Here is a 15,689-nt window from a genome sequence, read left to right on the forward strand (position 1 = left end):
TCCTTACTCTAGTAGCGCTTGATTTAATTCCCTTAAAATTAGACCTGAAAGGATAATGGCATTCGTCCAACCACTTTCTATCACATATGCACCCCATCCAGTGTCACCATTATTGCCAAAATACTCCTCACCATCTAAATGAAAAGAACGCATCCAGCCACCATTAAATTCCTTTTTAGGAGAAATGATTTGAATGCTGGATAAAAACCGAACCAGTTTCTCATTAACCTCTTTTACCGCTGGGTCCCCAGTTGCTTTCCAAGCCTCCCATGTATTCATGAGTAAGAAGTTATTCGTATACAATTGATCTGCAATCCCTTCATTATTCATTCGGAACACACCCGTATCCTCTGTACCATATCGTTCGGGATCTGGATTATCACTTTCCTCAATTCCACCAAGTTCATGTTGATTGTCGACTAAGTAATCAAGAATTTCATATAATCCTTTCCGAACGGTATCATCCTTTGTAACACCATACAATTGAGCTAAGGATAATAAGAATCTACTATATCCGGCCGTTTTACTATACATGAACTTCAAATCACGTTTATTCTCAAGCATTGTTAACGTGCCTTGATAAGCAGTTTGTAAAAACAGTTCATCCTTTGAAACATAATAGGCTTGGATAAAGGCAGCATGGGCAATCGATTCAAAATGAGGGTTCATACTAGCCAGGGTTGAATTTTTGAAATAAGCAGTGCCATTGTCAATTAGTTCTTGTTCACGAATACATTCCAATCGCAGTCCATTTTTATTTTGCGTTTGTAAAAGAGCATAGGCCGTTAATAAGCCCCTCTCTTTATATATTTGTTTACCTGATTTACGGTATAAATATAATAGAACCAATGCTACCCAACTATTATCATCCGAGAATAGTTGATCTGGTTTATTCCTCGGGCTTTGAAACCATTTCCAAAAACCATATGTACCTGAACCCGGATCTGTATCCTGATAGCCCTCTTCAAATAAGTAGTTTAGTAAATTATGAGATTTTTCTACCCATTTACGTTCCTTCTTATATTCTCCGTATAGGTAAAATAAAAGTGCAGTATGTGCGTGACAATCTGGTCGAAAATCCATACTAATGTCGCTTCGAATCGAATGGACATTTTCATAAACTCCGAGACTTCCATCTTCCTTAGGTAAAATACCAGAGTTTAAAAACCAACTCATACCCTTATCAATTGTTTTTTCAATATCAAATTCCTTTGAAGGTTGAATTATCGGTTGCATAAACCTAAGTGGCACATGATACTCCATTTGAAGCCATTTGATAACATGGTTCCATAACCAATTTGGTCGTAATGTCCAAATCTGTTCATTCCCTAAAAAGGAAAACGACGAAAAAACGGATTTCCCTTTCCCATGTTTTTTCACAACTATTCCAGGGTATTTCCCAACTTCATCAGTTATATGGGTCTCTTCAAAATGACCGATATCCAGAAGTCTTTCCGTGTCAAAGGTAAATCCTGTTAAAAAGGGACCTTGCCAATCAAGGAGCTGACCTTTTTTGCAATATTGGCTATCAGTCGTGATCACTAGTTTTTCTAAACGACGATTAGTCACTGGAAAGTCCTGCTTGAATCCAAAAAGGCGAGACGATGGAAAGTCATTACAATTGATAAGCTCACCATATAAAGTCCCTCCTTGTTGTACAAAATCCCAAAGTGTTTCTAGCATTTCATACGATAATTTCATTGGCGTCCCATTGTCATTACCATTAATAAAGATAAACGAATATTGACTAAGGTTCTGTTGTAAAAGTTGATTGATATCTGAAAAATAATGATTGAATTTAACAAAGCTTTTCATTTGCATACTTTTGTCAACGAGAGCGATCAATACGTATCCACTCCACTCTTTAACTTAATCATATTTTATGAACTTTTGGCCACTCGAGTTCAATTCCAGCCTTCACTAACCGCGACTGAAAATCCTTTCGTTTTTCTTCCAGATTTCTGACTTCATGTGGCAAAATACTATGTTCAATACAATAGGCCGCGAGATGGCCTGCAGCTTCCCCGATATTCCATTCCACTGGATGCAGTCGATAACAGCCATTTGTCAGATGAGTGGTCCCGATATTCTTACTCGCAGGCAATAAATTTTGAACACGGATAGGTATTAAACTGCCAAGCGGAATTTGGAATGGATGGGCTGAAATATCAATATATGTATCCATACCTGTACTCGGATGAAGATCTAAACGGTAGCTCCCAATCCCTACGCTATCGTCAAAATAAGTAGCACTTTCTTTCCCCTTAATTTCACCACTGATATGCTGTTCCTTCACTGTAAATTGTGCTTTAATTCTTCGTGATTCACGGATATATGGGTACATTGCTAAACCATCTTCTGTTCCTAAAATATCTTTTCTTAACCGTATACCAGGATACCCTTTGCCACCATCTGGACGAGGTGCCTCCGTTTGCATCCAATAAAGAAGAGACAAACTTAACTGTTTGGCATTATATAGATGCTTTTCTTTCTCGTCATCGGATACATCAATGATAGGACCTAACCAATAATCATTTTGCGGCCAATTAACAATTGTAATATCACTTTGAAACGTACCTGGTTCAAAATGATTTTTATCGATAATTCGACGGTAATTCCATAATGAAAAGCGATTTGCTTCGTAAAATAACGAGTACTCAATCGGTTCCAATGTATGAGGCACTAGTCCCCACCAGCTTAATTGCTTGGCTGGCCAAAATTCAGCCTGGTAGTTTTTCCAAAATTCATATTGAACAGGCTTCTCAATAGTATGATCTTCGCCTTCAATATGATCAATCGCAAAACAATAGGTAAATGCCTGCATATTAAAGGGGTCTGCATCCTTTGCTGCATGAGCTTCACCTGTTTCGTTCCGTGATTCAGCTCCAATGACATACTCAACACCGGCAAGTGGTAAGACATCTCCCATTTCCGTTGCATCTAAAAAATACTTTCCTTTTAACAGGTAGGAGTGCCCAGTACTTGAATGCTGAACAGTAACTGTTTGTACCTGATCTTGTTCAGTTTCTGCTTGAATGATATTATACTCTGTTAATAACGTTAGCTTTCCATTGCTTATATACGGAGCTAGCATGTCGTAAAGCACCCTTAATGCAACTCTTGGCTCGTGACTAATTTTGCTGACAATAGCATTACCAGGATTAAATTGATCATTCGTTCGTTCGAAGGATTTTACTGAAAAATTAGTATGATAGTATTCTCTTATTTTTCTTCGGAATTTCCGATAGCTTCTCGTTGCTCCAAAGCTTTCAATCCAAGGATGCTCATCTGGTGGGACCCCTTGGTTTGTTAATTGACCACCAATCCACTTCGTCTCCTCGGTTAAAACCACGTTTTTTCCAGATTGTAAAGCAGATAATGCAGTAGCACATCCTCCGAGACCTCCACCAATAATCACTATATCTGCCTGTAGTTCTTTTGAGACTGTCAATACATCACCTCATTTTTGTCCAGTTTACATGTGATTAAATCAATTTTACGGGTGTTTTTTTCTCGAAAGATTGATAGGCTGCTAATGCCACTTCTACCGCTTTCAATCCTGATTGCCCTGTTGCTAGTGGGGATCTTCCTTCTTTAATACTAGCAACGAAATCCTCAATCAGGCCAGCGTCCATATCATCTCCCCAGCCAACCCACTTGACCCCATCCTGATTGGAGTAGAAATCGATTTTTTGGGAAAACGCGTCAATCTTTAAAGTGCCATTGGTACCGATAATTTCCATTGTTACATCGCCCCAGGTAGGATAGGAACTATTTCTTGACCAACTGCAATCTAGAGAGGCAAACATTCCGTTTGTAAATTCCATTGTAAGAATTCCACAATCATCTATCGGATGGTCAATATAGACATTCCCAATTTCAGCGTAAACTTCTTTCACTTCTGCCTCTGTAAACCACCTCATAATATCGACAACATGAACCGTATGGTCAAGTACCGCGCCACCACCCGATTTCTCCTTATCAATAAACCAGCCCCCAGGATTGGTTCCCCGATTTGTTCCTTTAATGGCTAAAATATCCCCTAATACTCCTTCTTCAATCGCTTTTTTAGCTTGTTGAATTGGTGTATTAAATCGGACAGGAAAAGCTGTTCCCAACAGAACTCCGTGCTTTTCACATACACTAATCATTTCTTCTATATCTTTTACATTGGTGGCTAATGGTTTTTCACATAAAACATGCTTCCCCGCTTTAGCTGCAGAAATTACATGCTGATGGTGAAAACTGTTTTCGGATGTCACAATAACTGCATCAAGATCAGTATCAAGTAAATCCTGATAATTTTTATAATAAACTGTATCAAAAAGCTGTGAGTATTTCTTGCCTCTTTCTTCATTTTCATCGGCGATACCAGATAATGTGACACCTTCCATGTCTATTATAACGGATGCATAACTATTGGCATGCATATGGGCAAAGCTAATGATTCCAATCTTCATGTCAGTTCTCCCCCTTTTGATAGAGTGACAGGTAACCCTGTTTTTAAAGATTTAAGGGCAGCATCTGATATTTCCAATGCTTTATATGCATCTTCTGCTGTAACAATCGGAGTCTCATTCGTTTTTAAACATTTCAAAAAATGCTCAAGTTCAACATAATACGGAGACTTTTTCAAAGGGCTTTGAGGTACTTCAACACCATTTTTTTCCTCATCTAATTGTCTAATCGAAAGTAAAACAGGCTCTTCTTTTAAACTATCATATTCGATAATCCCGCTTTTTCCCGCAAATTCAAATTGAGTTGAAAAAGTTTGGTGTGCCCATGAACCCTCAACATGTGCGATTACTCCAGATTTAAACACCAATGTTACAATGGCATAATCAAGATGTTCAAGATTTCTTTCAGCAATTCCTTTCGCAAATACTCGCTCCACTTCCCCAAAGGTCCAACGTAGAAAATCAAAATCATGGATGATTAAATCTAGTATGACCCCACCACTTTTCGTATGGTCTGAATACCAATCGCTCCATCCTGCTGGAAAATTTCCACCTCTTCTAGTTCGAACGACCCCAATATCACCAATTGCTCCCTTAGCAATAAGCTCTTTTGCTTTTGAGTACTGAGGGAAGAAACGAACAACATGCCCGACAAATAATTTCACATTTTTCTTATCACAGTACTCCAGCATTTCTTTAGCATCTTCAAGTGTGTAAGCTAATGGTTTTTCGCATATGACATCGATTCCAAAATCTGCTGCTTTCATCACATACTCTTTATGCAAAAAAGTCGGAACACAAATATCCATTACATCAATCTGTTCGAGAGTGTTTACCGCATCTTCTACCGTATTAAAAATCTTCGTATCATGACCATTAACAATTTGTTCTGCTTGCTCTTTTCTTACATCAACGATTCCAACAATCTGAACATCATCCATCGAATAGTAGGATTTGGCATGCTCCATCCCCATTGTTCCAGCGCCAATCAATAAAACATTTTGCATAAAATCGACCTCTTTCCTCAATTTCCGGAAGTTACCTTACAAAAAGATTTATACATCTATCGAACCATTTGCAATAACTTCTTTAAACCAGTGGTAGCTTTCTTTTTTTATTCGCTCTAATGAATGAAAGTCTACATATACTAGACCAAAACGTTTGCCATAACCTTCCGCCCACTCGAAATTATCTAATAACGACCATGCTAGATAACCTATGATAGGTATTCCCGATTCAATGGCTCTACTTACAGCAGTTAAATGTTGCTTATAATAGTCAATTCGATCTTGATCATTCACTTTCCCATTGGCAAGTTCATCAACACAACAAGCTCCATTTTCAGTAATAAATAGCGGTACATTCCCATAACGCTCTGCTAGATAATGAAACACTTTATAAAAGCCGTCTGCATAGATGGGCCATCCGATATATGTGTGGTTATAATCGATTTCAATATTCTCAATATCTAGCAATCCAGCATTTTCTTTATAACGAGCGACATTACCGGAATAATAATTAACACCAATAAAATCAATAGGCTGTTGGATGATCTCCATGTCTCCGTCTTCAATATGGAGTTCCGCGCCTTTCTTTTTAAACCACTCCACCAAATATTGTGGATACTCTCCCTTAAAAATTGGATCTAGAAACCAATCAATATTATGTCCAATCTCTCTCCTGCAGGCTTCGATATCTTCTATTCGATCACTAAAAGGTTCCCTCCAAGTTGTATTCGTAGCTGTTCCAATCTGGCCTTCTATTCCTAGTTCTCTAAACACCCTAACAGCTTTCCCATGTGCTAACACCAAATGATGGGAAACATCTACAGCTAACTGTAGGTCCTGATACCCTGGTGCATGAACGCCTCGATAATTTGATAAGAAAGCAGCACATAAAGGTTCATTAATGGTTTGCCAATATTTTACCTTCCCATTGAACTCTCTAAAGATTGTTATTGCATATTGGCTAAAAGCCTCAACAGTATCTCGATTTGCCCAACCACCTTGATCTTGAAGGGCTTGTGGAAGGTCCCAGTGGTAAAGAGTAAGCATTGGCTCGATTCCTTTTTCCACCAATCGATCTACTAAATTATGATAATATTGCAAACCAACTGAATTAAGTTCTCCTTTTCCATTTGGATAAATCCTTGGCCACGACACTGAAAAGCGGTACACATTCGCACCTAATTGATCCAATAAGTCAATATCCTCCGGATAACGATGATAGCTATCACATGCGATGTCACCATTATCACCATTCTTCACTTTACCAGGGGTATGGGAAAAGGTATCCCATATGGATAACCCTCTCCCATCCTCAAATGCTGCTCCTTCAACTTGATAAGCAGCCGTCGCAGTCCCCCATTTCATACTTTTTGGAAACTGAATAATAGGCAAACGTATTCCCTCCTATTAATAGATATAATCACCAATTAAAATTACCCGCTGTTGCAATTCGGTGGTAAAAGTGGTTTCCTAAAGATCCCTCTAGTATTCCGTTTGGACCATCATGTACTAATCTCTTTTCCTCTAATTCTTCAATTCTATCGATTGAACCATCTAACCACTGCTGGATCCTTAATTCTGTAGTTTCCATTCGGGCTACTAACCCTCCATAGCGAAACTCGATAATTTCCCAACCAAATGGTTTATATAAACTAAACCAAACTTCTCTATGCTTCGTATGAAGAATTCGAACCTCGTTAGCCAATTCTTTAACGACTCCTAAAAGGTCGGACATTACTTCCTTATCACCTTGGTCATATGCAGCCTTCAACTGGATTCCTATTTCTGCCTTTATACTTAGAACATTCGCTAATTGTTCATAGAACTCAAAAATGACAATTGCGTTAGCATTTCTTTCCTTTGCGGCCTTTAATTCAGGAGCAAGCTTTTGATAATGTTCATTCATTTTTAACCCACGGATATTCTCATCAAATAGTCCAAAAAGAAGATCTTGCCACAATAGGAACTTTGATGCATTTGATGAGTTCAAATTATTTTCCATCACACCTGGAGTTTCATCTAATTGATTAAGGACGAGAAAATCATCAATATGATTCCCCGTACAAAAATGAAAGCGCTGCGCTAAATGTTCTCTTGTAACTGATTCGTGATAAGTATGCTCCGCATAAAGCTGGATGACAGGAAGTGCAGTTGTTAATGGAGTTTCCGCTCCATTGTCTCCCCATAACGTTGTAAAAACTTCTTGTAATCCATCTTTTTTACACGCGGTCAATGCAGCCTCAGTTGTGACAAATGCTCTTCCGTAATTTGGAGAAATTCCATTCCATGTCCATGCCCCACCAGCAAAAATTGTATCTCTCCCTAACTCTTTATGTTTCTGGATATAAGAACGGTAAAATTCTTCATCCGCATGATAGTAGTCCCAATAAACAAGTTGAACATTTTCTGGTATAGAGTCAATTGCTTCTTTTGGAATATGAACGTCTTCATCATAATATTCACCGTGTTTCGACCCTAAACGGAAATACATGTCACTCCAAATCATTGGCTTTAAGCCTTGACGTTCAGCGATTGATACAACTTGGTCTAAATGTTTGTTCATGATCTCAAAGCGGTTCTCATATCCATTTTCATCTAAATATCGGCCAAGCCCCAGCTGATGAGCTTCATCCATCCCAATGTGAATTCGGTTTGATTTGAATGGTTTTGAAGCTGCCTTAATCATACTTTCAATAAATTGGTATGTTTTTGATTCACCAACTAATAAAATATCAGCTGTATCTCTCATATCTTTTGCATAGCCCCATTTTAATGCCATTGTTAAATGGGCAAGGGTCTGGATACAAGGAATCATTTCAATACCGAGGCTTCCAGCATATTCATCACAAATTTTTAATTCGTCTTCTGTGTATCTGCCACGCATATACCCGAAATATGGATATTCCGGAACCTCATAGGTATCCTCTGTATAAAGCATAACGACATTTAAGCCCATTACCGCTAATTTCCTGAGAAGCCCTTGTACTTCATCTACTTTTAATACTGCATTTCTAGAAACATCAAGCATGACACCACTTGTTTGAAATTGGGGTTGTTCTGTTAACTCAAATTCACCATTTTTTTGATAATTCTCTAACCACAGACCAATTGCACGATAGAAATGGATTTTTTCCTGATAGCCAATTTCACCTTTTCCATCCTTATTGCTAACATGAATAGGACCCACCCTTTGAGTAACAGTTATCGGCAATCCTTTTTCATGTAATTCAATACCCAAATCATCGGTCAATAATACTAAACCTTCAATAATTGAACTAGTTTCACCCAATAAATGAATTTTCATATTTGATACCTCTTTTCGTATTTTTACTATTCGATTATTGATTATGCTGAAAAACAATTTCTCCTCTTAAAATCGTGTAGTCCACTTCCAATTTATTCGATAAAATGACAAGATCAGCATCATATCCAACAGCGATTCTGCCTTTTCGATTACTAACGCCGCATACAATTGCTGGATTATAGGCAGCCATTTGAACAGCCTCTTCAATCGGAATCCCGCAATTGTTAACAATATATTGAACCGCCTTGTCTAGAGTTAAAGAACTTCCTGCAAGACTGCCATTCGCCAATGTTACTTTTCCACCTTGTTTGTAGACGGTCTTACCACCAATTTGATGACAACCATCTGGTAATTGATTCGTTCCAGTGCAATCGGAAATTAATGTGATTTGATCAATACCCTTCATTTTGTATAGCAGTTCTAGGATTTTTGTATGTACATGAAAGCCATCTGCTATGACTTCACAGTGTAATTCTTGTAAATCAAGTGCTGCAAACGCGGCAGTTAATTCGCGATGTGTAATCGGAGCCATCCCATTAAAACAATGCGTAACTCTCGATAGTCCGTATTGAATCGCTTGTTCGATATCATCATATGATGCATCTGTATGTCCTGCCGAAATGGCCACCTTGTTTTCATGAAGGACCTTCATAACCTCTCTTGCATTTGGAAGCTCCGGAGCCAATGTTACAATTCGAATCAAATCATCTGCCAAATGAAGGATGGAATATAAATCCGCAATATCAGGATCTATTATGTACTCTGCTTTTTGAGCACCTTTATATTTTTGATTAATCCAAGGCCCTTCCAGGTGAACACCCAACAGTTGAGCACCACTTCGTTCTTCGGTGACTATTTGTTTACTTAATAAAAGGAAGGTTTTAATATCCTCTAATGTAGCTGCCCTTGATGTTGACAAGAAACTTGTCACACCAAAGGATGGGAGCCCATCTTGAATGCGATAAAAACCTTCCTTTGTACGGTCCATAAAATCATCACCATTTAGACCATGTATATGTGTATCGATAAAACTAGGACAGATCCACCCATCTATTTGATAGAAGGGCAGATCCACATTTTTTAAATCGGCCGTTGTGCCAATGAAATTGATTTTTCCATCTTTGATTTCTATGACCATATTTTTATATACTTTTTTATCGGTAACAACATTTCCTTGTAAGTAATAATGGTTACGCATCATTTGACTCAAAATCCTTTCCATTTACAGCCTATTTTCTTTATAAAATGACTTATTTTTTCATAGACCTTACGAAAAGTGAATTAATTTTGTTAGTGTCGTAGATTCCTTGTTAAACAGTTTTTCAAATTCCTGTGGTGCCTCACTAAATTCAACAGTTTCTGAAATAAACGGACCGACATCAATCCGTTTTTCCTTAATGAGACGAATATATTCTTCAAGGTTCCTTCCTTCTGTCCAGCGAATATATTCATAAGGATAATCAATGGCTTCCCTTTCATAAACTTTGTCGTATCTTCCGGGACCGCCTGCTCGTGATATGAGTAGTTGAGCTTCTTTACCAAACATTAAGTCTCTTGGAAAGTCTGGCTCAATATCACCGACAATGACTGCCTTCCCTTTGTTGCGAATCCATTTCAAACATTCATGAGTGAGTGGAGAGCGTTTACCTCCCGCACATAAAAGGACCGCATCGGCTCCATGAGCTTTCGTATCAATCTGAATGGCCTCTTCCATTTCTTCTATAGTGGCAAACGATTTGATATTTCCTTTCTTTATCATGTCTACTCGACTTTCGTGGAGATCATACGCTATCACATTATAGGCTGCTGCATTGGCTATTTTAGCAATTAATTGCCCTAAAACCCCTAAACCTACAATCACAACTGTTTCACCAAATTGCAGGTTAGCAATTCTTAGTGCATGAATCGCTATTGCTCCTAGTCCACCTAGAGCTGCTTCTTTCGGGTCCACTGATTCGGGTACCTTAGCATACAATGTTTTCGGCACTTGTAAATATTCATCATGGTGAACATAGGGTGCACCGTAACAAGCAACGAGATCCCCTTTTTTAACATCGGTGATTTCGCTACCACATTCAACAACTTCACCCATCGCACTGTAGCCAAGGTGAACCTGTTTGTTTTCGCTATTTGAAAGTATCGTTAGTTCTGTGCCTGGGGAAATGACTGAATACAATGTTTTGACTATAATATAGGAAGGTTTTCCTTCTATACTTGGTATTTCATCTTCAATGATTTCAATTTTCTTGTTGCGAGCTACAATTCTTTTCATTTGAAATCCTTCTTCCATCGATTATTTAGCTAACCATTTTGATAAATTCGCTTTTACAAATTCATCATCATGCAAATGCGGATAACTAGCATAAACACGATCTAACTCTTCTGCTTGACCTGGGCTTAATACTTCTCGATCAACTAAACACCAATTTCCTTGAAGCAATCCCTGTCTTGCTAAGATTTCATTAATACCAGCTATGCTTCCTTTGAAGCTATTTCGAGAATCAAATATCGCTGCATTGGCATCCGTAATTTGTTGACCAAGTGTCAATAGCTTTTTTGGAATGGCATCTTTATCTCTGACCTTTTTCACTTCCTCAAATGTCTCAACAACTCGTTTGGTCCAAACTGACCAATGTCCTAGAAGACCACCAACGATTTTCTTTTCCACAGTTTGATTGCCGACATTAAATTCAAATGTTGTTACCAAATCATTTATGATATTATCGTCATTTCCTGTATATAAAGCAATTTCTTCATTTCGAGGAGAATTGCAAACGGCACGAACTACATCTATTGAACAATATCTGTCAAACGGAGCAATTTTTATCGCATACACATTTGGAATGGCAGCAAAACGCTCCCAAAATTCGTATGAGAAAATTCTTCCGCCAACAGCTGGTTGTAAATAAAAGCCGAATACCGGGATAATTTCTGCTACTTTTTCAGCACGTTCCAGTAACTCATTTTCAGACAGATGGTTTAAACCACCCATACTCAAAAGTCCTAAATCATAGCCAGCCTCTTTGCTAAAAGACGCCTCCGCAACCGCCTGTTCTGTAGGTCCACAAATCCCAGCAACCATGATAAAATCATCAGGAACATTGGCACGTTGTGTTTCTTCAAGGGCAATCGATAACACCTTTTGATAAAGATTGAATTCAGGATCACGAATTTCAAACTGCGTAGTATGAACGCCAACTGCAATTCCACCGACACCAGCATCGATGTAGTAGCGAGTTAATGCACGCTGTCCTGTTTCATCAAGCTTTCTTTCTTCTGTTAATGCAAGCGGATGTGCAGGAATCACAGTGCCCTCATGAAGCTTTTTCTTAACAGCCTCTTTTAACATTAAAATGCACCTTCTCTTTCTTGGAAATGAGTTGGTTTATTGATGGTTTGCCCATCACTAACGACCCAGTCAGCAATCATATCAATCATCTGTTGAACTGTAACCTTTGGATAGCCAAATAATTTATGAGCATAAGAAGCATTGTTAAGTAGTGCTGTTGGGCTTTCACTATTTACAAATAACGGTTCCTTTTCCATTCTTTTTCCGAATTCATTTGCTAACCATCTGACTGAAAGCGTCTCTGGTCCGGTCACATTGATGATTTGTGGAGGATGATTTGTATGTAATAATGAGCGAATGGCATATTCATTTGCATCCCCTTGCCAAATGACATTTACATTTCCCATTCTTAAATCAATTGGTTCACCCTTGAATACGGATTTTGCAATTTCAAGTAAAACTCCGTATCGAAGATCGATTGCATAATTAAGTCTAAAAAGGACAACTGGCGTTTGGTGTTTATGTGAAAAATAAGTAAGCACTCGTTCTCTTCCTAAGCATGATTGTGCATATTCACCAACCGGATTTGGAGACACGTCCTCCGTACAACCATTGCTTAAAACAGAAGTTAAAGGATAAACATTTCCTGTAGAAAACGCGACGATCCGTGAGTCCTTAAATTTTTCAGCCACACGACCTGGAAGGTAAGTATTCATCGCCCATGTACGATGCTCATTTCCGACCGTTCCAAACTTTGTACCTGCCATAAAGATAATATTTTTCACATTCGGAAGGTTTTGAAGGTCTTCCTCCTTCAAAAGATCTGCTTTGATTGTTTCAATTCCATATGCCTCTAATTCTTCTATTAAACTCTCATCTGTAAACCTCGCAACACCAATCACTTTTTTAGGCGAGCCAGACTGATTAACAGCTCTTTTCGTTAGTTTTGCTAAGGTCGGTCCCATTTTCCCACTTACACCTAAAATCATGATGTCCCCGTCGAGTTGCTGGATGTCCTTAATTAAATCTTCACTTGGCGTCGACATTAAATCTTCTATTTCTGCAATCGTTTTCATTTAAATCCTCCTAATATACACTTTTTGTGTGTTCTTGTTCAGTAAATCATTCTTATTTACTAATTACATACATTTTATATTCGACTATATTAAAAGACAAGTCACTTAAAGGTCTTTTAATAAATACATATTTTTATTGACAATTGAAAGTGTTCCTCTTAATCTAAGAGTAACATTATTTAAAGACATTTCTTTAATATGTCTTTTACTGGAGATGAAATGATGAATACAAACCAATTATCAAATAACGCTACGGAAATTATCATCGGAATCGTGAGTCCTGAGGCATTAGTGAACGAAGTTATGAAAGCGCTTGAATCGTTTCCTAATTTCCAACCTTTCTTTCTTCATTCCACAGCATCCACGATTGATACAAAGGATATAGAAAATTTAATTAATAAGGTTGAAGTACTCCTCTTTATGGAATTCCCTACCTATTTGAAGGCCAAACAGCTTTTCAATTTTGCAATTCCAACCCATTATGTTCCGTTAATGGGTACTGGCCTTTATCGTTCATTATTTTTAATAGAAAATAAATATGATATTAGGCACTTGTCAATTGATACAGTTGAAGAGAAGTATATCCAACGGATTTTATATGAATTAGGCGAAACCAATTATGAATTTACATCCATTTCTCCATACAGCCAGAATAATTCATTCGAGGCGATTGTCCAATTTCACCAAGAAAATTTTCAAAAACATAGATCCATTGCGATTACCGGTACTGAAGAAATTTCCCTAAGATTATCCGAATTAGGAGTACCGAACGAATGGGTTATACCTACATACCAAGACTTAATTGTTTCTCTTGAGCGAGCACTGCTTGCAACAGAAGCACGCAAAAATAAAGAATCTCAAATTGTGTTTGGTATTATTGATATTGATAAATTTGATAAAGCTACAGAAAAATACACAACTGAACATGAAGTCCAATTATTTAAGTTAAAATTTCAACAAATGATGCTAAATTATACAAAACTACTTGATGGCCATCTGATCAATTCAGGTGGTGAAGAATTTTCATTTATCACAACACGTGGTATCTTCGAACGAGAAACCCGTGGATATAAATTCATCCCATTATTAAACTCAGCAAAAACAGAGTTAGGTGTATCCATTAGCATTGGTGTAGGATTTGGTCTCTCCGCTGCTGAAGCAGGTAGCCATGCAAGAATGGCCCTTCGTCAATCCAAAGAATTAGGTGGCAATGTCTGCTACATCGTTCGTGAAGACCAAAGTGTCATCGGTCCAGTTGACATTATCACGGATACACAATATGAAAAATATGATCTATCCATTACAGATGCTGAGTTACTTTATAAAGCTGAACAAGCAGGAATGTCAGCAGCATATATGACAAAGCTAATGGCTCGAGTAGCACGTCATAAAAAATATGATTATACTGCTCAAGAGTTAGCTACCACCTTAAACATTACAACACGAAGCGCTCATCGAATTCTATTGAAGTGGATGGATGCCAACTTAGTCGATATTGTAGGCGAAGAAAAGATCACCTACAAAGGGAGACCAAGACGTATTTATCGACTTAGCTTTATCTTAGATGAAAAGGATTAAAAGGAATGAAACGGCGGGAATTGCTTCACCCGCTGTTTTTAAATGTGTCTTCTTGTTAACACACCTATATGTATACCTTTCTCCCCGTCTCCCTGCTTTCATTTGCCGCTTCAATAAAACGAATAATTTCATACGTTTCATGTAATGGTACTCTCGTTTTACTGTCCTTAAAAAAATCCAAAACATTCTCTAACAAACTTGCATAGAAGGGTTTTGAGGAGGAGTTTACTGATACATACTCACTACCTTTTTCAAAATGAACAATCGCACCGAAATCGCCATTTCCGCTTCGATTCCCTCTCACAGTGGAAAATCGACCATCTTCCCATTCTGTAACAATCAAATCAAAATCCAGATTGGACATAGACCGTACATGCTTCGCTCCCCCACCTAAAATCGTATAGAGCATTTCAATCGTATGAATCCCATACCAAAAATAGCCTGGTTGGGTGTCAATTATCTCCATTGGTCCAAAGCAGTCCGCTCCTATTATTCTACCTTTATCCTTAATAGCAAGAACTTTAGTTAGACTTTCTGAAAACCGTAATGCTGAAGAACTCATAAGCGGCGTGTGATATTTCTCGGCAAGTTCCACCATTTCTGCAGCATCAGCACGATTTAAGCAAAATGGCTTATCAACGAAAATCGGTTTCTTAAATTGGCATATTTTGCTGACTTGATCAAGATGAACCCTTCCATCCACTGACTCTAATAAAATGGCATCACATTGCTCTGCCACTTCTTCCATCGTATCAACGATTTGAACACCATATTGCTCCACTTCTTTCGTAATTGAGGCAATACGGGAATAACTTAACTCAAAATCAGATGATTCGACTGGACAGGCCATAACTATCTTCCCACCCTCAATATAAAATGGGTGGGAAGAATCATTCAATAATTTTGTAAAAGCCGTTGCATGTGAAGTATCGAGGCCTATCATTCCTATTTTTAAATTCACACTAAATTCACTCCTTA

General features: G+C 38.0%; 12 protein-coding genes. 1 reads left to right on the forward strand and 11 read right to left on the reverse strand.

The annotated features are described in order from the left end of the window. Positions 1 to 3: 3 nt before the first annotated feature. The 10 genes from V7112_RS19790 to V7112_RS19835 all read right to left on the reverse strand — a co-directional run bounded on the left by V7112_RS19790 (position 4) and on the right by V7112_RS19835 (position 13,133). Positions 4 to 1,845 carry a hypothetical protein gene (locus tag V7112_RS19790; RefSeq protein ID WP_335423074.1) on the reverse strand — a complete coding sequence of 614 codons (1,842 nt, stop codon included), beginning with the start codon at positions 1,843 to 1,845 and terminating at the stop codon, positions 4 to 6. A 28-nt stretch (positions 1,846 to 1,873) separates the two neighbouring features. Continuing rightward, positions 1,874 to 3,451: an FAD-dependent oxidoreductase gene (locus V7112_RS19795; RefSeq protein WP_335423076.1), complete on the reverse strand. Its 1,578-nt coding sequence runs from the start codon at positions 3,449 to 3,451 to the stop codon at positions 1,874 to 1,876. A gap of 34 nt (positions 3,452 to 3,485) precedes the next feature. After that, a complete protein-coding gene (locus V7112_RS19800; RefSeq protein WP_335423078.1) occupies positions 3,486 to 4,460 on the reverse strand; it encodes a Gfo/Idh/MocA family protein in 975 nt (324 codons plus the stop codon). Continuing rightward, positions 4,457 to 5,464, reverse strand: coding sequence for a Gfo/Idh/MocA family protein (locus V7112_RS19805; protein ID WP_335423079.1), 1,008 nt, complete (start codon positions 5,462 to 5,464; stop codon positions 4,457 to 4,459). Before V7112_RS19805 ends, V7112_RS19800 begins: the two co-directional genes overlap by 4 nt. 48 nt (positions 5,465 to 5,512) lie before the next feature. Beyond that, positions 5,513 to 6,856 (reverse strand): GH1 family beta-glucosidase, encoded by a 1,344-nt coding sequence (locus V7112_RS19810; protein WP_335423081.1) that lies wholly within the window; start codon positions 6,854 to 6,856, stop codon positions 5,513 to 5,515. Between the two features lie 28 nt (positions 6,857 to 6,884). After that, a complete protein-coding gene (locus V7112_RS19815) occupies positions 6,885 to 8,768 on the reverse strand; it encodes a beta-N-acetylhexosaminidase (protein ID WP_335423083.1) in 1,884 nt (627 codons plus the stop codon). Positions 8,769 to 8,802: 34 nt separating this feature from the next. After that, positions 8,803 to 9,969, reverse strand: a complete 1,167-nt coding sequence (gene nagA, locus V7112_RS19820; protein ID WP_335423085.1) for an N-acetylglucosamine-6-phosphate deacetylase — start codon at positions 9,967 to 9,969, stop codon at positions 8,803 to 8,805. Between the two features lie 66 nt (positions 9,970 to 10,035). Beyond that, positions 10,036 to 11,040: a zinc-dependent alcohol dehydrogenase gene (locus tag V7112_RS19825; RefSeq protein WP_335423087.1), complete on the reverse strand. Its 1,005-nt coding sequence runs from the start codon at positions 11,038 to 11,040 to the stop codon at positions 10,036 to 10,038. Positions 11,041 to 11,061: 21 nt separating this feature from the next. After that, the gene (locus V7112_RS19830) at positions 11,062 to 12,117 is read right to left on the reverse strand and encodes a dihydrodipicolinate synthase family protein (RefSeq protein ID WP_335423089.1); all 1,056 of its coding nucleotides are present in this window, start codon (positions 12,115 to 12,117) and stop codon (positions 11,062 to 11,064) included. After that, positions 12,117 to 13,133, reverse strand: coding sequence for an NAD-dependent epimerase/dehydratase family protein (locus V7112_RS19835; protein WP_335423091.1), 1,017 nt, complete (start codon positions 13,131 to 13,133; stop codon positions 12,117 to 12,119). Before V7112_RS19835 ends, V7112_RS19830 begins: the two co-directional genes overlap by 1 nt. A gap of 222 nt (positions 13,134 to 13,355) precedes the next feature. Between V7112_RS19835 and V7112_RS19840 the strand changes: the two genes are divergently transcribed. Further along, a complete protein-coding gene (locus V7112_RS19840) occupies positions 13,356 to 14,711 on the forward strand; it encodes a hypothetical protein (RefSeq protein WP_335423093.1) in 1,356 nt (451 codons plus the stop codon). 64 nt (positions 14,712 to 14,775) lie between these two features. Here the strand turns inward: V7112_RS19840 and V7112_RS19845 are convergent, their stop codons facing one another. Beyond that, positions 14,776 to 15,672: a Gfo/Idh/MocA family protein gene (locus tag V7112_RS19845; protein WP_335423096.1), complete on the reverse strand. Its 897-nt coding sequence runs from the start codon at positions 15,670 to 15,672 to the stop codon at positions 14,776 to 14,778. Between the last annotated feature and the right edge of the window lie 17 nt (positions 15,673 to 15,689).

It is taken from the genome of Bacillus sp. JJ1566 (assembly GCF_036962685.1).
In the GTDB taxonomy this organism is placed as follows: domain Bacteria; phylum Bacillota; class Bacilli; order Bacillales; family Bacillaceae_L; genus Ferdinandcohnia.